Annotated in this window: 18 protein-coding genes and 2 pseudogenes; 15 read left to right on the top strand and 5 right to left on the bottom strand. The window is 64.7% G+C overall.

Going from position 1 to position 20,392, the window contains the following annotated elements; all coding sequences use genetic code 11:
• Positions 1-187 precede the first annotated feature (187 nt).
• From NCR34_RS11680 to NCR34_RS11670, 4 genes and pseudogenes are all read left to right on the top strand, one after another.
• Positions 188-2,482, top strand: a complete 2,295-nt coding sequence (locus tag NCR34_RS11680; protein ID WP_175945065.1) for an NADP-dependent malic enzyme — start codon at positions 188-190, stop codon at positions 2,480-2,482.
• 418 nt (positions 2,483-2,900) lie between these two features.
• The gene (locus NCR34_RS11675; RefSeq protein ID WP_250500037.1) at positions 2,901-3,383 is read left to right on the top strand and encodes a guanyl-specific ribonuclease; all 483 of its coding nucleotides are present in this window, start codon (positions 2,901-2,903) and stop codon (positions 3,381-3,383) included.
• A gap of 15 nt (positions 3,384-3,398) precedes the next feature.
• Positions 3,399-3,506, top strand: a pseudogene (locus tag NCR34_RS28340) (barstar family protein); the annotation flags it as partial.
• Between the two features lie 69 nt (positions 3,507-3,575).
• Positions 3,576-3,971 (top strand): annotated as a pseudogene (locus NCR34_RS11670) (barstar family protein); the annotation flags it as partial.
• 97 nt (positions 3,972-4,068) lie between these two features.
• Here the strand turns inward: NCR34_RS11670 and NCR34_RS11665 are convergent.
• Positions 4,069-4,806: a 16S rRNA (uracil(1498)-N(3))-methyltransferase gene (locus tag NCR34_RS11665; protein ID WP_250499963.1), complete on the bottom strand. Its 738-nt coding sequence runs from the start codon at positions 4,804-4,806 to the stop codon at positions 4,069-4,071.
• A gap of 49 nt (positions 4,807-4,855) precedes the next feature.
• Positions 4,856-5,269, bottom strand: a complete 414-nt coding sequence (locus tag NCR34_RS11660; RefSeq protein WP_206467021.1) for a VOC family protein — start codon at positions 5,267-5,269, stop codon at positions 4,856-4,858.
• Between the two features lie 361 nt (positions 5,270-5,630).
• Here NCR34_RS11660 and tkt point away from each other — a divergent pair, with 361 nt between their 5' ends.
• Together tkt and gap are read left to right on the top strand one after the other, a co-directional pair.
• On the top strand, positions 5,631-7,682 hold the full coding sequence (gene tkt / locus NCR34_RS11655) for a transketolase (protein ID WP_250499962.1): 2,052 nt from the start codon (positions 5,631-5,633) through the stop codon (positions 7,680-7,682).
• A 48-nt stretch (positions 7,683-7,730) separates the two neighbouring features.
• Entirely contained in the window at positions 7,731-8,741 is a 1,011-nt protein-coding gene (gap, locus tag NCR34_RS11650) for a type I glyceraldehyde-3-phosphate dehydrogenase (RefSeq protein WP_250499961.1), read from the top strand.
• A 60-nt stretch (positions 8,742-8,801) separates the two neighbouring features.
• Here the strand turns inward: gap and NCR34_RS11645 are convergent, their stop codons facing one another.
• Positions 8,802-9,191 (bottom strand): hypothetical protein, encoded by a 390-nt coding sequence (locus tag NCR34_RS11645; protein ID WP_250499960.1) that lies wholly within the window; start codon positions 9,189-9,191, stop codon positions 8,802-8,804.
• A 261-nt stretch (positions 9,192-9,452) separates the two neighbouring features.
• Positions 9,453-9,881 (bottom strand): ferric iron uptake transcriptional regulator, encoded by a 429-nt coding sequence (gene fur, locus NCR34_RS11640; protein WP_159836963.1) that lies wholly within the window; start codon positions 9,879-9,881, stop codon positions 9,453-9,455.
• Positions 9,882-10,109: 228 nt separating this feature from the next.
• On the opposite strand from fur, the gene NCR34_RS11635 reads away from it, so the two are divergent.
• The 9 genes from NCR34_RS11635 to NCR34_RS11595 all read left to right on the top strand — a co-directional run bounded on the left by NCR34_RS11635 (position 10,110) and on the right by NCR34_RS11595 (position 19,390).
• Positions 10,110-10,907 (top strand): outer membrane protein assembly factor BamE, encoded by a 798-nt coding sequence (locus tag NCR34_RS11635; RefSeq protein WP_250499959.1) that lies wholly within the window; start codon positions 10,110-10,112, stop codon positions 10,905-10,907.
• A 127-nt stretch (positions 10,908-11,034) separates the two neighbouring features.
• Positions 11,035-11,832, top strand: a complete 798-nt coding sequence (gene dapB / locus NCR34_RS11630; RefSeq protein WP_250499958.1) for a 4-hydroxy-tetrahydrodipicolinate reductase — start codon at positions 11,035-11,037, stop codon at positions 11,830-11,832.
• Between the two features lie 14 nt (positions 11,833-11,846).
• Complete coding sequence (locus tag NCR34_RS11625; RefSeq protein ID WP_244847221.1) at positions 11,847-12,512, top strand: MotA/TolQ/ExbB proton channel family protein; 666 nt, start codon at positions 11,847-11,849, stop codon at positions 12,510-12,512.
• Between the two features lie 10 nt (positions 12,513-12,522).
• Positions 12,523-12,945, top strand: a complete 423-nt coding sequence (locus tag NCR34_RS11620) for an ExbD/TolR family protein (protein ID WP_250499957.1) — start codon at positions 12,523-12,525, stop codon at positions 12,943-12,945.
• Between the two features lie 318 nt (positions 12,946-13,263).
• Positions 13,264-15,858 (top strand): leucine--tRNA ligase, encoded by a 2,595-nt coding sequence (gene leuS / locus NCR34_RS11615; protein WP_250499956.1) that lies wholly within the window; start codon positions 13,264-13,266, stop codon positions 15,856-15,858.
• A gap of 59 nt (positions 15,859-15,917) precedes the next feature.
• Positions 15,918-16,469 carry an LPS-assembly lipoprotein LptE gene (locus NCR34_RS11610; RefSeq protein ID WP_250500036.1) on the top strand — a complete coding sequence of 184 codons (552 nt, stop codon included), beginning with the start codon at positions 15,918-15,920 and terminating at the stop codon, positions 16,467-16,469.
• Positions 16,470-16,490: 21 nt separating this feature from the next.
• Positions 16,491-17,573 carry a DNA polymerase III subunit delta gene (gene holA, locus NCR34_RS11605; protein ID WP_250499955.1) on the top strand — a complete coding sequence of 361 codons (1,083 nt, stop codon included), beginning with the start codon at positions 16,491-16,493 and terminating at the stop codon, positions 17,571-17,573.
• 108 nt (positions 17,574-17,681) lie between these two features.
• Positions 17,682-18,953 (top strand): glutamate-5-semialdehyde dehydrogenase, encoded by a 1,272-nt coding sequence (locus NCR34_RS11600; protein WP_250500035.1) that lies wholly within the window; start codon positions 17,682-17,684, stop codon positions 18,951-18,953.
• A gap of 20 nt (positions 18,954-18,973) precedes the next feature.
• Positions 18,974-19,390: a CopD family protein gene (locus NCR34_RS11595; RefSeq protein WP_250499954.1), complete on the top strand. Its 417-nt coding sequence runs from the start codon at positions 18,974-18,976 to the stop codon at positions 19,388-19,390.
• A 27-nt stretch (positions 19,391-19,417) separates the two neighbouring features.
• On the opposite strand, the gene NCR34_RS11590 is transcribed toward NCR34_RS11595, so the two are convergent.
• On the bottom strand, positions 19,418-20,257 hold the full coding sequence (locus NCR34_RS11590) for a MurR/RpiR family transcriptional regulator (RefSeq protein ID WP_206466997.1): 840 nt from the start codon (positions 20,255-20,257) through the stop codon (positions 19,418-19,420).
• Between the last annotated feature and the right edge of the window lie 135 nt (positions 20,258-20,392).

Below are 20,392 nucleotides of genomic sequence, written 5' to 3'. Positions count from 1 at the left end.
AAGCGCCGCCGCACGTCTTCAAAAAACGGAATGATGTGTCGAAAGCCTTGCCCAGCCGGGCGATCAGGCGTTCTCCGGTCATGGCACTTGTAGCCGAATTGCATGGACTGCGCATAAAAGCGGGGCTTGATTGGCGCTACAATGCGTTCGAGGTTCCATTCTAATTCCCGCACTGCTAGCCCGCCTTATGACGACTCCCGCCAATACGAAGTTGCGCGAAGCCGCGCTCGATTATCACGAGTTTCCGACGCCCGGCAAAATCGCGATCGCCCCGACCAAGCAGATGATCAACCAGCGCGACCTCGCGCTGGCGTACTCGCCGGGCGTGGCGTTCGCATGCGAAGCGATCGTCGAAGATCCGCTGAACGCCGCGCGCTTCACCGCGCGCAGCAACCTCGTCGGCGTCGTGTCGAACGGCACGGCGGTGCTCGGGCTCGGCAACATCGGGCCGCTGGCCTCGAAGCCGGTCATGGAAGGCAAGGCCGTGCTCTTCAAGAAGTTCGCCGGCATCGACGTGTTCGACATCGAGCTGAACGAAAGCGACCCGCACAAGCTGGTCGATGTGATCGCCGCGCTGGAGCCGACTTTCGGCGGCATCAATCTCGAAGACATCAAGGCGCCGGACTGCTTCATCGTCGAGCGCGAGGCGCGCAAGCGCATGAAGATTCCCGTCTTCCACGACGACCAGCACGGCACGGCCATCGTCGTCGCGGCGGCCATCACGAACGGCCTGAAGGTGGTCGGCAAGAACATCGGCGAAGTGAAGCTCGTCGCATCGGGCGCGGGGGCGGCGGCGCTCGCGTGTCTGGATCTGCTCGTCGACCTCGGCATGAAGCTCGAGAACATTTTCGTGACGGATCTGGCCGGCGTGGTCTACAAGGGCCGCGTCGAACTCATGGACCCGGACAAGGAACGCTTCGCCCGCGAAACCAGCGCGCGCACGCTTGCCGAAGTGATCGAAGGCGCGGACGTGTTCCTCGGCCTCTCGGCGGGCGGCGTGCTGAAGCAGGACATGGTGAAAGGCATGGCCGCGAAGCCGCTCATTCTCGCGCTCGCCAATCCGACGCCCGAAATCCTGCCGGAGCTCGCGCTGGAAGTGCGCCCGGACGCGGTGCTCGCCACCGGCCGCACGGACTACCCGAATCAGGTCAACAACGTGCTGTGCTTTCCGTTCATCTTCCGTGGCGCGCTGGATGCCGGCGCGACGACGATCACGAAGGAAATGGAAATCGCCGCGGTGAACGCGATCGCCGAACTCGCGCGTCAGGAGCAGAGCGATATCGTCGCGACGGCGTATGGCATTCAGGACTTGTCGTTCGGGCCGGAATATCTGATTCCGAAGCCATTCGATCCGCGTCTCATCGTGAAGATCGCGCCGGCGGTGGCGAAAGCCGCGATGGAATCCGGCGTGGCCACGCGTCCTATCGAAGACATGGACGCGTACGAGCAGCACTTGCAGCAGTTCGTCTACCACAGCGGCACGACGATGAAGCCGGTGTTCCAGCTCGCGCGCAGCGTGGAGCCGGAGAAAAAGCGCATCGTGTTCGCGGAAGGCGAGGAAGAGCGCGTGCTGCGCGCGGTGCAGATCGCCGTGGACGAGAAGATCGCGAAGCCCATTCTCATCGGCCGTCCGGCGGTCATTCAGCAGCGCATCACGAAGTTCGGCCTGCGCCTCACGCCGGGCGTCGACTTCACCGTGGTCGACACGGACCACGACGAGCGTTATCGCGACTTCTGGCAGACGTATTACGCGATGATGGCGCGCAAGGGCATCAGCCAGCAGATGGCGAAGCTGGAAATGCGCCGCCGCACCACGCTGATCGGTTCCATGCTCGTGAAGAAGGGCGAAGCGGACGGCATGATCTGCGGCACGGTGAGCACCACGCATCGGCATCTGCACTTCATCGACCAGGTGATCGGCAAGAAGGACGGCTGCAACGTGTATGCGGCGATGAACGCGCTCGTGCTGCCGGGCCGCCAGATTTTTATCGTCGATACACACGTGAACGTGGACCCGACGCCCGAGCAGCTCGCCGAAATCACGATCCTCGCGGCGGAAGAAGTGAAGCGCTTCGGCATCATGCCGAAAATCGCGCTCTTGTCGCATTCGAACTTCGGCACGAGCAACGCGCCGACCGCGCAGAAGATGCGCGACGTGCTCGCCATCCTGAAAGAGCGCGCGCCCGATCTCGACGTGGACGGCGAAATGCACGGCGACGTGGCGCTGGATGCCCGTCTGCGCAAGGAAGTGCTGCCCGAATCGACGCTCGAAGGCGACGCGAACTTGCTGATCCTGCCGAACATCGACGCGGCGAACATCTCGTACAACCTGCTGAAGACGGCGGCGGGCAACAACATCGCGATCGGGCCGATCCTGCTCGGCGCGGCGAAGCCGGTGCACGTGCTGACCGCTTCAGCGACGGTGCGGCGCATCGTGAACATGACGGCGTTGCTGGTGGCGGACGCATCGGCGGCGCGCTGATTCTCGCTGGATGCAATCCCGACGCGGCGGAGCTTCCCGCCGCGTTTTTTTTTGCGCCCAAAAAAAACGTGCCGCGAGTGCGGCACGCCGGGGCAATAGCAAGGGGGAAGTTTGCTGTTCCCTAAAAGCGCAGGGCGTCCGGCATGGAGCGCATGCCGTGAAACTGGCGACAAGTGAGGCGGCTTGTCCAAGGGTTTCGATTCCCAGCGCGTGAAATTATTATCTTGCTCAGTTGAAATGTCTCTCAGATTTGGGCTAGATGTAGCTGCCTTTTCTCCGCAAAACGGTGCATGCGCCCGCGAAGTTGAGAAAAAATTTCCGAAATCCCGCCGAACGTTGCTTCGCTTTGGCATTAGCGATACCCTTACATCTTTCGGGGTTGTCGCATTTTTGGGTTTATCGCGGGGACAATCGTTTCGTGAAGCGCGCTACGGCACTTGCCTGCATCGTCGCACTCGGCGTCTTTCTGGGCGGCTGCGGCAAGGACGAATCCCGAAGCGCGGCAGACACGGTCATGCCCGCGAAACCGGCGAATCAGGCCGATCCGGCGAAGATCCCGCCGGAGGCCAGCCGGTCGTCCGCAGCGCAGACCCGGCAAGCGCGCAACGACGACTTCGCGACCGTGACCGTCGCGCAGTTGCCGAAACAGGCGGTCGAGACACTGCAGTTGATCCAGGCGGGCGGGCCTTTCCCTTACGAGAAAGACGGCGTCGTGTTCGGCAACCGCGAACGCTTGCTGCCACGGCGTGCGCGCGGCTACTACCACGAATACACAGTCCCCACGCCGCGAGCGCGGGATCGCGGCGCACGCCGGATCGTATGCGGCGGCCCCAAGCGGCAGATCGACGATTGTTACTACTCGGACGACCACTACGCCAGTTTTAAACGCATTGCGGGATAACGAGGGATTAACGGCATGAGCGACAACATCTACGCGCACGACAACGGCGTCGCGGGTGATTTTTTCGCAACCGGCGACGGCAACCTGTTCCAGCGAGTATTGCGGCTACGCATGACAGAACACGACAACAGACCCGATGACGAGCCGAATCCGAACCTGCATCCGGCGGCGCATCCGCAGGACGAGTCGGAGTCTCTGTTTGCGACGGTGCGGCCGAACATCGTGCAGTCCATCCGCGCGTTTCGCGTGCAGGAACTCGCCGACGAGGCCAATCGGCTGGGCCAGCATTTTCTGTATGCGTATCTCGGCCAGGCGCAGAGCAAACAGGAAGTGCTGGAAACCATCGCGACCTCGTTCCTGTTTCCGAAGCACTTCGGCAAGAACTACGACGCGCTTTACGACTGCCTCACCGACCTCGTTCATCGCGCGGGTTCGCAGCCGGGCTTCGTGATCGTGCTGGAGCAGTTGCCCATCGCGCAGAAGTTCGACAAGGAAGGGCGCGAAACGCTGCTCGACGTTTTCCGCGATGCCGCCGAATTCTGGGCCGAGCGGCGCGTGGCGTTCCGCGTGTTCTATTCGTTCGTTTGAGTTCGTTTGAGTTCGTTTGAGTTCTTTCGATCGCGTCAGCGGTTAGCAGAACAGCCCGTCACCGGGCTGTTTGCTTTTGTGGCGGCCGGGCGCGGCTTCACCATCCGCCCCAACGCGCGGCCAGCGCCGCGAGCACCGCGGTTCCCGCCGTTTCCGTGCGCAGCACGCGCGGTCCGAGACCGAGCGCCGCGAAACCCGCCGCGACGATCTCGCTCTCTTCTTTCGGCGAAAAGCCGGCTTCTGGACCGATCACCAGCGTGACACGGCCGCGCGGCGGCTCTGCGGGCAGCGCGGCGAACGAAACTTCGGCGCGAGGCGAAAGCAGCAGCCGCAGGTCGCCATCCGCAGCGGTCGGCAACGACGCCAGCCACGCGCTCAGGTCGCGCGGCGCGGCCACTTCCGGCACGCGATTGCGCCCGCATTGCTCGCAAGCCGCGCGCGCGAGCGCCTGCCAGTGCGCCTGACGCCGCAGCGCGCGCTCGCCCGCGAGCCGCACGACGCCGCGCTCGGCCGTGAGCGGCACGATCTGCGCGACCCCCAGTTCCACCGTCTTTTCGATCAGCCAGTCCATCTTGTCGCCGCCCGCGACGCCCTGCGCGAGCGTCACGCGATACGGCGGCTCCGCTTCGCGTTCGCTGTGCGCGTCGATGCGCGCGAGCGCCGCGCGTTTGCCGATCTCGACGAGCACGCCGTGATACTCGCCTCCGGTGCCGTCGAAGAGCGTGATCGCGTCGCCGTTCTGCAAGCGCAGCACGTGCACGTGGCGCACGACGTCGTCGGGAAGAGACAGGGTCTGGCCCGCCGCGAGCGGGCCGTCAACGAAAAAGCGTGGCATGGAGATCGATCACGGACGCACGGTCCGCGGATAGCGCCTTGCGGCGAGTTCAACGAAGGTGGCGCGCAATCGCCCAGCGATAACCGTCCGGGTCTTCGATCTGCGCGAAGCGGTCGCCCCAGAACTGGTCTTGCGGCTCGATGAGCGCCTTTGCGCCGACGGCGAGCGCCTGCGCGAAGGTGGCATCGACATCGTCGACATAGAGATAGAACGACTGCGGCGCCATCTGGCCCGCGCTCTTCGGCGTGCGCGCCTGCGATCCGTACGCGCCCTCCGGCGCGAACATCAGAATCAGTTGCCCGCGATACGTCATCTCGACGTGGATGATGGTGCCGTCGTCGTTCACGCTGTCACGTACCGCGAAGCCGAACGCCTTCTCGTAGAACCCGATGCTCACGCGCGCATCGCGCACGGTGAGATAGGGCGTGAGCCAGGGGACGTCGGCGGGGCGAGGGTCAGTCATCGAAAGCACTCCTTGAAGCCTTTTGCTCGTACCAGTGAGGGGCATTTTGCCATGAGGCGCGAACCGCCCGCGGCGCGACGCCGCGTGATGACGCGATGAACGGCTTCGCCCGGCTGCACGGAACATGCCCGCGAACGCCGGAAGCCGCACGTTCGGCGCCGTGTCGCACGCCTGTCGATCGGACCGGTCTGTTAGAATGACCGCCTCCCGATCCTCGTCGTTTCTCGTCGTTCCGGTACTGAAAACGCGGTGTGCCGCGGGTCCGGCGTCCGGTGCGAAGTACCGGTCAGACGCAGCGTCAAGAAGCACCGTGGATCATTCCAGCACTGCCCCAACGCTCCCGTAGCCGCCGACACCCGACATGACGATCCCGACTTCCAGCCCGACCGCCCTCATGGCCAACGCAATTCGCGCGCTCGCCATGGATGCCGTTCAACAAGCCAACTCCGGCCACCCCGGCATGCCCATGGGCATGGCCGAGATCGGCGTCGCGCTGTGGTCGCGCCATCTGAAGCACAACCCGTCGAATCCGCACTGGTTCGACCGCGATCGTTTCGTCCTGTCGAACGGTCACGGCTCCATGCTGCTGTACGCGCTTTTGCACCTCACCGGCTACGACCTGCCGATGAGCGAGATCAAGAACTTCCGCCAGCTGCATTCGAAGACGCCGGGCCATCCCGAAGTGGGCATCACGCCGGGCGTCGAGACGACCACCGGCCCGCTCGGCCAGGGCGTCGCCAACGCGGTCGGCATGGCGCTCGCCGAAGCGCTGCTCGCCGCCGAGTTCAACAAGGCGGACGCGAAGATCGTCGATCACTACACGTATGTGTTCCTCGGCGACGGCTGCCTGATGGAAGGCATCTCGCACGAAGCCTGTTCGCTCGCGGGCACGCTGAAGCTGAACAAGCTGATCGCCCTGTACGACGACAACGGCATTTCCATCGACGGCCACGTCGAGCACTGGTTCCACGACGACACGCCGAAGCGCTTCGAAGCGTACGGCTGGAACGTGATTCGCGCCGTGGATGGCCATGACGTCAACGCAGTCGACGCCGCCATCGCTCAGGCGAAGCAATCCGACAAGCCGACGCTCATTTGCTGCCGCACGGTCATCGGCAAGGGCGCGCCGACGAAGGCGGGCGGCCACGACGCACATGGCGCGCCGCTCGGCGGCGACGAGATCGCGGCCACGCGCGCGGCCATCGGCTGGCAGTACGAGCCGTTCGTGATTCCGCAGGAAGTCTATGCGGCGTGGGACGCGAAGGAGCAGGGCGCGCGCGTGGAAGGCGAGTGGAACAAGGCGTTCGACGCCTATCGCGCGAAATACGCCGAACAGGCCGCCGAATTCACGCGCCGCATGAAGGGCGAACTGCCCGCCGACTGGAAAGCGAGCGCCGCGAAGATCATCGAGGACGCGAACCAGCGTGCGGAAACGGTGGCGACGCGCAAGGCATCGCAGCAAGCCATCGAAGGGCTCGCCGCCGCGCTGCCGGAACTGCTCGGCGGTTCGGCCGACCTGACCGGCTCGAATCTCACGAACTGGAAGGCGTCGAAAGCCGTGCGCGCCGCCGGCGACGCGGAGAACGCCAACGCTGGCCACGCGGGCATCCAGTGGGGCAATCACATCAATTACGGCGTGCGCGAATTCGGCATGAGCGCGGCCATCAACGGCATTGCGCTGCATGGCGGCTTCCGTCCGTTCGGCGGCACCTTCCTGACCTTCTCGGACTACAGCCGCAACGCGCTGCGCGTCGCCGCGCTGATGAAAGCGCGCTCGATCTTCGTGTTCACGCACGATTCCATCGGCCTCGGCGAAGACGGTCCGACGCACCAGTCGGTCGAGCACGTCTCCAGCCTGCGCCTGATTCCGCAGTTGCAGACGTGGCGGCCGGCGGATACTGTTGAAACGGCCGTCGCGTGGACGCATGCCATCGAACACGAAGGCCCGTCGACGCTCATTTTCAGCCGCCAGAACTTGCAGTTCTCGCCGCGCAACGACATTCAGATCGCGAACATCGCGAAGGGCGGTTACGTGCTCGTCGACTGGAACGACGACATTCCCGCGCGCAAAATCATCCTGGTCGCGACGGGATCGGAAGTGCAGCTCGCGTTGCAGGCCGTCGAGGCGCTCGCGAAAGAAGGCATCGGCGCGCGCGTCGTCTCGATGCCCTGCACGAACCTCTTCGACAAACAAGACGCCGAGTACCGTGAGCGCGTGCTGCCGAAGGGCGTGGCGCGCGTAGCGATCGAAGCGGGCGTGACGGATTTCTGGCGCAAGTACGTGGGCCTCGAAGGCGGCGTGGTCGGCATCGACACGTTCGGAGAGTCCGCGCCGGCCGGTGCGCTCTTCAAGCACTTCGGCTTCACGGTGGAGCACGTCGTCGAAACGGCGAAGGCCGTTCTGGCCGCGTAAGCATCCGCGTGCAGCGAAGCAGGTTTTTTTAAGCCAAGGAGATAGACCATGACGATTCGCGTTGCAATCAACGGCTACGGCCGGATCGGCCGCAACACGTTGCGCGCCTTCTACGAGAACGGCAAGAAGCACGACATCGAGATCGTCGCCATCAACGATCTCGGCGATGCCAAGACGAACGCGCACCTGACGCAGTACGACACCGCGCACGGCAAGTTCCCCGGCGACGTGTCGGTGGACGGCGACTACCTGGTCGTCAACGGCGACAAGATTCGCGTGCTGGCGAACCGCAACCCGGCTGAACTGCCGTGGGGCGAGCTGAACGTCGACGTGGTGATGGAGTGCACCGGCTTCTTCACGACGAAGGAAAAGGCGAGCGCGCACATCAAGGGCGGCGCGAAGAAGGTCATCATTTCCGCGCCGGGCGGCAAGGACGTGGACGCGACCGTCGTGTACGGCGTGAACCACAACGTGCTGAAGGCATCGGACACGGTCATCTCGAACGCATCGTGCACGACGAACTGCCTCGCGCCGCTCGTCAAGCCGCTGAACGACAAGATCGGCCTCGTCAACGGCCTGATGACCACGATCCACGCCTACACGAACGACCAGGTTCTGACCGACGTGTATCACGAAGACCTGCGCCGCGCGCGCTCGGCCACGCACAGCCAGATCCCGACGAAGACGGGCGCTGCGTCGGCGGTCGGTCTCGTGCTGCCGGAGCTGAACGGCAAGCTGGACGGCTACGCGATCCGCGTGCCGACCATCAACGTGTCGGTCGTGGATCTGTCGTTCATCGCGGCGCGCGACACGACGGTCGAAGAAGTCAACAAGATCATGAAGGAACCGTCGGAAGGCGAGCTGAAGGGCATTCTCGGCTACAACGACGCCCCGCTGGTGTCGGTCGACTTCAACCACAACCCGGCTTCGTCGACGTTCGACGCAACGCTCACGAAGGTGTCGGGCCGTCTCGTGAAGGTTTCGAGCTGGTACGACAACGAGTGGGGCTTCTCGAACCGCATGCTGGATACGGCGGTCGCGCTCGCGAACGCGAAGTAACGTTCGGTCCGCTGAAATGACAAAGCCGCTCCTCCGAGCGGCTTTGTTTTTTGCGCGGCGTTATGCGAACCGCTGGCGCAGGAACGATATGACGTAAGGCGTCGCGGCGGCCGCAACGGTCGACGCCGTGCCCGGGTCCAGCCGCATGCGCGCGCCGATGGATTCCGCGATGCGTCCGGTCAGCACGCCTTCGCCGCCTTCTTCCAGCGACTTGAAGAAGCCGTCGCCGCGCACGAGTCCCGCCGCGAACGCCGCGAAGAAGCTCTTGCCGGGGTGGTCGCCCAGCAAGCCCTGGCTCTGCTCTTCGGCGTGCGCGTGCGCCGTTTCCGCAGCCGTACTAAGCATTTGCTGACTGTCTTCCTGGCTGAAGCCCTGATCGGTCAGCGCCTGCGTGGCTTGCGCCCCGTGCGACGAAGACAGAAATTCTGATACGAGTTGTTGCACGTCCATCGACGTTACTCCTTTTGACGTTCGCTGATTGCAGGTCCGCGGAAAGCTGATTGAAGCCACGGAGGGCTAGCGATCGCTCGCGGCCGGTGCTATGACCGCGGCTGTCGCGGGAAGTGCCTGCGTCAGCGGAGACGAACGTCGTTATCGGAATTCGCCGCATAGGGACGAAAATGGACGAAACAAAACCGCCGTCCATCGAAGCCGATGGACGGCGGCTCATTTTCGTCACTATGCGTTCGCGCCGCCCCGGGCGCGGGTCGCTCAGTGCTTGCGGTGCGGGCAGTTTTCCTTGGTGCAGGCGCCATAGAGCGCGAGCGCGTGCTCGTGCAGCTTGAAGCCGCGCTCCTTGGCGATGGACTGCTGGCGCCGTTCGATCTCGGCGTCGAAGAACTCTTCGACGCGCCCGCAGTCGATGCAGACGAGGTGATCGTGGTGCGAACCTTCGTTCAGCTCGAACACCGCTTTGCCCGATTCGAAATTGCTTCGCGACAGCAGGCCCGCTTGCTCGAACTGCGTGAGCACGCGGTACACGGTGGCGAGCCCGATATCGAGCTCTTCATTGAGCAGATTGCGATACACGTCTTCAGCGGTCAGGTGACGCACCGGACTATGCTGGAAGATTTCCAGAATCTTGAGGCGGGGCAGGGTCGCCTTGAGCCCGATATTTTTCAGATCGGAGGGATTGGTCATGGCTAGGCATCCCTAGAGTACAATTCAAGGTTCTCATAGTAATGCGTTTTTCCGAATCCTGACATCTCATGCGGAAAGTACGCAAAACGGCGCGGAAGCTACGCAGAAGCCACGCAGAAGCGCACGGAGAGCGGAACGAGAAGCGCGGCGTTGTCAGTGTCATCGGCGCTGTGCGCGAAAGGTGAAATGATCTCAAAATTTTTATCGAATTGCAGGGAGAGCCGTCGCATGCGGGGAACCATTATCGCAGCAACCCTCGCCGCGCTGCTCGCGGGTTGCTCGACGTACGACAGCGTCACGCAGAAGATCGCGCAGAGCATCACGCCATACCGCATCACGGTCGTGCAGGGCAACTTCGTTTCGCAGGAAGCGGCGAGCCAGATGCAGGTCGGCATGTCGCGCGATCAGGTCAGGCAACTGCTCGGCACGCCGCTGCTCACCGACATGTTCCACGCGGACCGCTGGGACTACGTGTTCTACTTCAAGCGCGGTTCCACCTCCGTCGTGCAGCAGCGTGACTTCGTCGTGAACTTCGCGAGCGATCGCGTCGTGAGCTGGTCGGGCGGCGAGAATCTGCCGTCTAACCTCGAACTGCTCGCCGAGATCGACGGCGACCGGGGCCTGAAGGTCGCGAAGGCGCCAACGGCGCCCGCGGCGGTTGCGGCATCGGCTTCGGCGGCTTCGGCAAGCACCGTGACCGCGCCCGTCGGCGAGCCGTCCACGCAGCCGAACACCGCGGCAGCCTTCGCGGGCGATGCGAATCAGCAGGCCGCGCAGGCTGCGAATCGCGCGACGGCGCAAGTCGAAATGCCGACTGGCCGCACGCAATCGTCCGTGCGCCCGAACGTGCCGCAAAGCGCGGGCGCGGCGCCCGGCGCGGCGAGCGTCGGCGGCAACTCGCAGATCCAGTTGCAGCGCAAGCCGCAGACGATCACGATTCCGGACAGCAGCGCGGTCGGTCCCGCGAGCACGTCGCCGGCTCCGGCCAACGCGGGCGGGCAAGCGCAGTTCAGCATGCCGCAGTAACGCGGCGAAGCATCGTCGGGAAGGCGCGCCGTTCGCGCCTTGCCGGACAGACCGGCGTCGCGGGCGCTCGCCGCGTGACGCCGTATCAATCAGCCGCGCTCGCCGCGCGGTCCAACACGAGACAGCCATGAAGATCGCCATCGCCGGGGCGTCGGGCCGCATGGGCCGGATGCTGATCGAAACCGTTCTCAACGACCCCGACGCGCAACTCGTCGGCGCGCTCGACCGTCCGGGCGTGCCGCAACTCGGGCAGGACGCGGGCGCGTTCCTCGGCAAGACCACCGGCGTCGCGCTCACCGACGACATCGAGCGCGTGTTCGCCGACGCCGACTATCTGATCGACTTCACGCGCCCTGAAGGCACGCTCACGCATCTGGAAGCGGCGCTGCGTCATAACGTGAAGATGGTGATCGGCACGACCGGCTTCTCCGACGAGCAAAAAGCGCAGTTGAAGCAGGCGGGCGACAAGATCGGCGTGGTCTTCGCGCCGAACATGAGCGTCGGCGTGAACGTGACGCTCAAGCTGCTCGAATTCGCCGCGAAGCAGTTCGCGCAGGGTTACGACATCGAGATCATCGAGGCGCATCACCGGCATAAGGTGGATGCGCCGTCCGGCACCGCGCTGGCGATGGGCGAAGTCGTGGCCCGCGCGCTCGGCCGCGATCTGAACGACTGCGCCGTCTATGCGCGTGAAGGCGTGACCGGCGAGCGCGATCCGTCGACCATCGGCTTCTCGGCGATACGCGGCGGCGATATCGTCGGCGATCACACGGTGCTGTTCGCGGGCATCGGCGAGCGCATCGAGATCACGCACAAGTCCGCGAGCCGTCTGTCGTACGCGCAGGGCGCGCTGCGCGCGGTGCGCTTCCTCGCCGCGCACGACAAGGGCTTCTTCGACATGCAAGACGTGCTCGGCCTGCGCTGAGGCGTTCACGGACGATGGCGGCAACGGGCGTTATCCACTATCTGCAAAGCGGCGATGCCGTCACGCATGCGGTCGCGGGCGTGCTGCTCGCCATGTCGCTCGCGAGCTGGTGCTTCCTGCTCGTGAAGGCGTGGGTGCTGGCGCGCGCAAAATGGCAAGGGCCGCTCGCGCTGCAACGCTTCTGGCAGGCGTCGACGCTGAAAGATGGCATCGGCGCGTTGCGCAGCGCGGACCGCGAGCGCGTGTATCTGCCGCTCGCCGAAGCGGCGTGGCGCGCTTCCGAAGCGGAAGTACCCGGCGCGCTGCTCGCCCGCGTCGAGCGCAACGAGCGCGTGTTGCGCGCGTTGCGCCAGGCGTTGCTGCGCTCGCAACGTCGGCTCGAATTCGGACAGGTGTTGCTCGCGTCGGTGGGCAGCACGGCGCCCTTCGTCGGCTTGCTCGGCACGGTCTGGGGCATCTATCACGCGCTCGGCAGCATTGCGGCGAGCGGGCAGGCGATGATCGAAAACGTCGCGGCGCCGGTCGGCGAGGCGCTCATCATGACCGCGTTCGGGCTCGTCGTCGCGATTCCGGCGGTGCTTGCGTACAACGTGCTCGGCCGCTACGTGCGGCAGATCTCCGAGGAACTCGACGGCTTCGCGCACGATCTGCACGCGTTCGTTTGCGGCGAGAAAGAATAGGGAGCGCGCGATGGCCTTCGGCGGACTCGACAACAAGCCCAACGGCTCGCCTATGGCCGACATCAACATGACGCCGCTCATCGACGTCATGCTCGTGTTGCTGGTGATCTTCATCATCACCGCGCCGCTTTTCACGCACGCCATCCGGCTGGATTTGCCGAAGGTCTCGTCGCAGCCTGCGCGCGAGACGCCGCAGACCATCACGCTTTCCATCGACGATACAGGCAACCTCTATTGGAACGACGCGCCGATCAGCGCCGCTGACATGCGCGCGCGCTTCGCCGCAGCCGGCAAGGCGGCCGAGAAGCCCGAGCTGCATCTGAGGGCGTCGAGCGCCACGCGCTATGAAATCGTCGCGCAGGTGATGGGCGCGGCACAGCAGGCCGGAATCGAGCGGATTGGTTTCGTGACGCAGCCGGTCGCCGCGCACTGACACGTTCAGATTCGGCCTATGCTGTTCGGCTGAGTTGCCGGGCGGCCGCGCGCCCCGCACACTTGCAGCGAATGGCCCGGAATTCGCGCGGCCAGCGGCTTTACGAATCCAGGACACGCGAAGAGCGGACGGTATAATCGCCCTTTGCCCGTCCAACGCGTCCCGCGTCAATCAGAGCAGGCCCGATTCCGCCGTTGCATCGCGCGGGTCGCGCCGGCCGGTCGACCACGCAGCGTCTGGATTCGCCACCGCAAGCCAGCGGCCAAGCCCAACGAAGCTCGCGCCCGTTCACAGCATCAAGCGTAAAGCCACCACACCATGCACGATAAATACGTACCCGCCGACGTCGAATCCGCCGCGCAGAGCAACTGGCGCGCGAACGACGTCTACCGGACGACCGAGACGTCGGCCAAGCCCAAGTTCTACTGCGTCTCGATGCTGCCGTATCCGTCGGGCAAGCTGCACATGGGGCACGTGCGCAACTACACCATCAACGACGTGATGTACCGTTATCTGCGCATGAACGGCCACAACACGCTGATGCCGATGGGCTGGGACGCGTTCGGCATGCCCGCCGAGAACGCCGCGATGGCCAATGGCGTGCCGCCCGCGAAGTGGACGTACGACAACATCGCGTACATGAAGAAGCAGATGCAGTCGATGGGCCTCGCCATCGACTGGTCTCGCGAAGTCGCCACGTGCTCGCCCGAGTACTACAAGTGGAACCAGTGGCTGTTCCTCAAGATGCTGGAAAAGGGCATCGCGTACAAGAAGACCGGCACGGTGAACTGGGATCCGGTCGACCAGACGGTGCTCGCGAACGAACAGGTCATCGACGGGCGCGGCTGGCGCTCGGGCGCGCTCGTGGAGAAGCGCGAGATTCCGATGTACTACCTGCGCATCACCGATTACGCGGATCAACTGCTCGACGATCTGGAAGGCCTCGGCTGGCCCGAGCGCGTGAAGATCATGCAGCAGAACTGGATCGGCAAGAGCTTCGGCGTCAACTTCGGCTTCCCGTATGAGATCGACGGCGAGGCGAAACTCTTGCGCGTGTTCACGACGCGCGCCGACACCATCATGGGCGTGACGTTCGCGGCGATCGCGGCGGAGCATCCGCTCGCCACGCGTCTTGCGCGCGACAACCCCGGTTTGCAGGCGTTCATCGAGGAATGCAAGCGCGGCGGCGTCGCGGAAGCCGACGTCGCCACGATGGAAAAGAAGGGCATGGCGACCGGCTTTTTCATCACGCATCCGCTGACGGGCGAGAAGGTCGAAGTGTGGATCGGCAACTATGTGCTGATGTCCTACGGCGAAGGCGCCGTGATGGGCGTGCCGGCACACGATGAGCGCGACTTCGCGTTCGCGAAGAAATACGATCTGCCGATCAAGCCGGTGATCGCTGTCGAAGGCAAGACCTACTCCACCGCGGCGTGGGAAGAGTGGTACGGCGACAAGACGGCCGGCCGCCTCGTCAACAGCGGCAAGTACGACGGCCTCACCACCGAGGAAGCGATCGATGCGATCACCGCCGACTTGAAAGCCAAAGACCTCGGCGATAAGCAGGTCACCTGGCGTCTGCGCGACTGGGGCATCTCGCGCCAGCGTTACTGGGGCACGCCGATCCCGATCATTCACTGCCCGAGCTGCGGCGACGTGCCGGTGCCGGAGAAGGATCTGCCGGTCGTGCTGCCCGAAGACCTGGTGCCGGACGGCACGGGCAATCCGTTAGCTAAGTCCGAAACGTTCCTGAATTGCTCGTGCCCGAAGTGCGGCGCGGCGGCGAAGCGCGAAACGGACACCATGGACACGTTCGTCGATTCGTCGTGGTACTTCTCGCGCTACAGCGCGCCGGACGCGGCGACGATGGTCGACGAGCGTACCGATTACTGGATGCCGATGGATCAGTACATCGGCGGTATCGAGCACGCCATTCTTCACCTCTTGTATTCGCGCTTCTGGACCAAGGTCATGCGCGACATGGGCCTCGTGAAGTTCGGCGAGCCGGCCAAGAACCTGCTCACGCAGGGCATGGTGCTCAACGAGACGTTTTATCGTGAAGACGCGAGCGGCAAGAAGACGTGGTACAACCCGCTCGAAGTCACCGTGTCGCACGACGACAAGGGCCGCCCGACCGGCGCGACGCTGATTGCCGACGGCCAGCCGGTCGTGCTCGGCGGCGTCGAAAAGATGTCGAAGTCGAAGAACAACGGCGTGGATCCGCAGACGCTCATCGACCAGTACGGCGCTGATACGGCGCGTCTCTTCGTGATGTTCGCGGCGCCGCCGGAGCAATCGCTCGAATGGTCGGGCGCGGGCGTCGAAGGCGCGAGCCGCTTCCTGCGCCGCGTGTGGCACTTCGCGCATGACAACGCGGAGGCGCTGCGCCAGCACCGCAAGCTGGATGCATCGAAGCTGAGCGACGCCGACCGCGCCCTGCGCCGCGAAGTCTATACCGTGCTGAAGCAAGCCGATTTCGACTATGGCCGCCTGCAGTACAACACGGTCGTGTCTGCCGCGATGAAGATGCTCAACGCGCTCGACAGCGCGAAGAATGCAGGCGAAGGCGTGCTGAACGAAACCTTCGGCGTGCTGCTGCGCGTGCTGTATCCGGTCGTGCCGCATATCACGTTCCAGTTGTGGTCGGAACTCGGTTATGCCGACGAATTCGGCCCGCTGCTCGACGCGCCGTGGCCGAAGGTCGACGAAGCCGCGCTCGAGCAAGCGGAAATCGAACTGGTGCTGCAGGTCAACGGCAAGGTGCGCGGCGCGCTGACCGTGGCGAAGGATGCAACGCGGGAAGCCATCGAACAGGCGGCGCTCGCGCACGAAATGTTCGCTAAGTTCTCGGAAGGCCGCGCGCCGAAGAAGATCGTCTTGGTGCCGGGGCGTCTCGTCAACGTGGTGGTCTGATGGCCAAAACCTGGGGATTCGATGTGAGCGTCAAAGCCGTCGAAAATCGCGCGGCGCGCGTGAGCCGGCGTACCTTCCTCGCGCTCGTGGGCGGCGCGGTCGCGCTGTCCGCGTGCGGCTTCCAGTTGCGCGGCGAGCAGGACTACGCCTTCAAGCGCCTGGCGATCAGCGGCGGCGCGCCGCAGATGGTCGGGCGGCTCGAACGCATGGTGCAGGGCGGAAGCGATACGGTTATCGTAAAGCCCTCGGAGAAGCCGGACGCGACGCTCTATCTCACGGAAGGCCAAGGCCTCAGCACACTCAGCCTCAATTCGCAGGGCGTGATCCAGGAGTACGAGCTCGTCTACAACCTGAGCTATACGCTCGTCGGCGCGGACGGAACGGTGCTGATTCCGCCTAGCGCCATCGCGCTGAATCGGGCGATGACCTATAGCAACCAGTACACGCTCGCGAAGTCGCAGGAAGCCACGCTGCTCTACAACGACATGCGCAACGACGCCGTGGATCAACTGACGCGCCGGCTCGCGGTCGTGCGTTCGCTGCATCCGACGCCGGCCGAGCAGACGCCGGGTATCGCGCCGAGAGCGCCGTTGCCCACGCCGCCGCTGTAACGGGCTACGCGACCGTCCACCATGCAACTGAAGCTCGACGCGCTCGAAGCGCATCTCGCCAAAGGCCTGAAGGCGCTGTACGTCGTCTATGGCGACGAGCATTTGCTCGTGCAGGAAGCGTGCGACCGCATCCGGGCCGCCGCGCGCGCGGGCGGCTTCACGGATAGAACCGTGTTCACGGTCGAGCGCGGGTTCGACTGGAGCGCGCTCATCGGCGCAACGCAGTCGATGTCGCTGTTCGGCGACCGGCAACTCATCGAGTTGCGGATTCCGACGGGCAAGCCCGGCAAGGAAGGCGGCGAGGCGCTGAAGACCCTCGCCGCCGCCGACAATCCCGACGTCGTGACCTTGGTCACGCTGCCGCGCCTCGATTCGGCGGCGCAGAAATCCGCGTGGTTCACGGCGTTGATCGGCGCGGGTGTCGCGCTGAAGGTCGATCCGGTCGACCGGGCGCAGTTGCCGATGTGGGTGGGCCAGCGGCTCGCGCAGCAAGGCCAGCGCGTCGCGCCGGGCGAAGAGGGCCGGCGCGCGCTCGTTTTCATCGCGGAACGCGTCGAGGGCAATCTGCTTGCCGCGCATCAGGAAATACAGAAGCTGGGGCTGCTTTATCCGCAAGGCGTGCTTACGTTCGAGCAGATTCACGACGCGGTGCTGAACGTCGCGCGCTACGACGTTTTCAAGCTGAACGAGGCGATGCTGACGGGCGACGTCGGCCGCCTTTCGCGCATGCTCGATGGTCTCAAAGGCGAAGGCGAAGCGGCGGTGCTCGTGCTGTGGGCGCTCGTCGACGAGGTGCGCACGCTCCTGCGCATCAAGCGCGGTGTGACGTCGGGCAAGCCGCTCGCCACGCTGCTGCGCGAAAACCGCGTGTGGGGACCGCGCGAGCGGTTGATCGGCCCGGCCCTTTCCCGCGTGACGGAAGACGCGCTCGAACGCGCCCTCTCGCTCGCGGCGCGGCTCGACCGGCAGGTCAAAGGGCTTTCGGGTAGTTCCGGCGCGGGTGCGCGCGGCAGCGAGCCGCCGCCCGATCCGTGGGCCGGCATGTTCGAACTGGCGATGGCCGTGGCGCAAGGCGCGTCGCCAGCCCCGCGACCGCGTCGCTAGTACGCGCCACGGCTTAGAATGATTCTTTGCGCGTCGGGCCATTCAACCGGACGCGACTCCCATCTCACTGATGCCGCGCTTTCGCAGCCGGCATACGGAATGATCCAGATGAACATCGACCAGTACATGACCGATCTCGGCCGCCGCGCGTGCGTGGCGTCACGCGCGATGGCGCGGGCGTCGACGGCGGCGAAGAACGCGGCGCTCGTCGCGGTGGCGGATGCGATCGAGCGGGAACGCGACACGCTCAAGGCCGCGAATGCGCGCGATCTGGATCGAGCCCGCGAGAAGGGCTACGACGCGGCGTTCATCGACCGTCTGACGCTCTCCGACAAGGCGCTCCGCACGATGGTCGAAGGCTTGCGGCAAGTGGCGTCGCTGGCCGATCCGATCGGGGAAATCAGCGGACTCAAGTTCCGTCCGACGGGCATTCAGGTCGGGCAGATGCGCGTGCCGCTCGGCGTGATCGGCATCATCTACGAATCGCGGCCGAACGTGACCATCGACGCCGCCGCGCTCTGCCTGAAATCCGGCAACGCGACGATTCTGCGCGGCGGTTCCGAGGCGCTCGATTGCAACACTGCGCTTGCCCGGCTCATCGGCGAGGGACTGCGAGCGGCCGGGCTGCCGCAGGACGCGGTGCAGGTCGTCGAGACGGCGGATCGCGCGGCGGTCGGCAAGCTCATCACCATGACGGAGTTCGTCGACGTGATCGTGCCGCGCGGCGGGAAAAGCCTCATCGCGCGGCTGATGGAACAATCCCGCGTGCCGATGATCAAGCATCTCGACGGCATCTGCCACGTGTACGTGGACGACCGCGCCGATCTCGCGAAAGCGGCGGCGATCTGCGACAACGCGAAGACGCATCGCTACGGAACCTGCAACACGATGGAAACGCTGCTCGTCGCGCGCGCTGTCGCCGACGCCGCGCTGCCCATGCTCGCGCGTGCTTTTCAGGCGAAAGACGTCGAACTGCGTGTCGACGCGGCGGCGCGCAAGGTGCTCGAAGCGGCGAACATTGGCGGGCTCGTCGATGCCACCGACGAAGACTGGAGCACCGAGTATCTCGCGCCAATTCTGGCGGTGAAGATCGTCGATGGTCTGGACGAGGCCATCGACCACATCAACACGTACGGCTCGCATCATACGGACGCGATCGTCACCGAAGATCACGACCGCGCCATGCGCTTCCTGCGCGAGGTGGATTCGGCGAGCGTCATGGTCAACGCGTCGACGCGCTTCGCGGATGGCTTCGAGTTCGGGCTCGGCGCGGAAATCGGCATCTCGAACGACAAGCTGCACGCGCGTGGCCCGGTGGGACTGGAAGGCCTGACATCGCTGAAATACGTCGTGCTCGGCCACGGCGAAGTGCGTCAATAAGAACGACCCAAAGACAAACGATGCTCTGGATCAAATCGCTGCATATCGTGCTGGTCGCCTCGTGGTTCGCGGGGCTGTTCTACTTGCCGCGCATTTACGTCAATCTCGCGATGGAGACGGACCCGGCAGCGACCGCGCGCCTGCTGCTGATGGCGCGCAAGCTCTTTCGCTTCATGACGTTCATCGCGGTGCCGGCGCTCGCGTGCGGGCTGTGGCTGTGGCTGGATGTCGGCATCGGGCGCGGGCAGGGGTGGTTGCACGCGAAGCTCGGCATCGTCGTGTTGCTGATCGTTTATCACGCGTATTGCGGCGTTCTGCTGCGCACGTTCCAGCGCGGCGAGAACACGCGCTCGGACAAGTGGTACCGTATGTACAACGAGCTGCCGGTGCTCGGCTTGCTCGGCGCGACGCTGCTGGTGGTCGTCAAACCGTTCTGATGTCTCTTCCGTGAGCCCGGCGCCGGCTCACGTTCCCACCCGGCGTCCTTCCAGTACGTCCTTCGCCTCGGCGAGCTTCTCCGCCAACTGCGGACCGCGCGCCAGCGCCAATCCCACCGCCAGAATGTCGCCGATTGCGAGATGCGAGACGCGCGATGTCATCGGCGAAAAGATATCCGTGTCCTCATCGACATTCGCGAACAGGCCGACGCTCGCCAGTCGCGCGAGCGGCGAATTGCCGTGCGTGATCGCGATCACTTTCGCCCCGCCATTGAGCGCGGATTTGCACGCATCGAGAATGTCCTTCGTGCGGCCGGTGTTCGAGATGGCGACCACCACATCGCCGGGACCGAGCAGCGCCGCCGACGTCGTGTAGGTATGCGGATCGGCGTACGCGACTGATGGCACGCCGAGGCGGAAAAACTTGTGCTGCATGTCGAGCGCGGCGATGCCCGAGCCGCCCGCGCCATAAAACTCGATGCGCCGCGCATCCGACAGAATCGCAATGGCCGCCGCCACGCTGTCCGACGACAAGCTGTTCCGCACCGCGATCAGCGCCCCGATGGTGCGGTCCAGCACTTTCGCCGCGACGCCGGCGGCGGGCTCGTCGCTGCGGACGTCGCGGTAGACCGTGGGCACGTCCGCTGCGACGCTTTGCGCGAGCCGGATCTTGAATTCCCGGAAGCCCGAGAAGCCGAGCGCCTGACAAAAGCGCGCGATGGTCGGCTGGCTGACGCCTGCTCGGGCCGCAAAATCGGTCATCGAGAGGTCGAGGACTTCGCGCGGCGCTTCCAGCACGTAATCGGCGAGCTTTCGCTCGGACGGGCGCAACTGCTCGCGCATTGCTTCGACTTGGGACAGCAACATCGGAAAACTCGCCTATGCTGGAATTTGCCTGCGACTATAGCCGATGAATCGGTTTGTACAAATACTACATGACGTCGACCGCGGTTCTTAGGGAAATCCCTGAGACATCGATCGGTAAAGGCATTGACTTAGGTG

The organism is Caballeronia sp. GAWG1-5s-s, assembly GCF_023631445.1.
GTDB lineage: Bacteria > Pseudomonadota > Gammaproteobacteria > Burkholderiales > Burkholderiaceae > Caballeronia.
The sequence above is the reverse complement of the archived record's forward strand: the minus strand, read 5'-3'. Positions and strand labels throughout refer to the sequence as shown.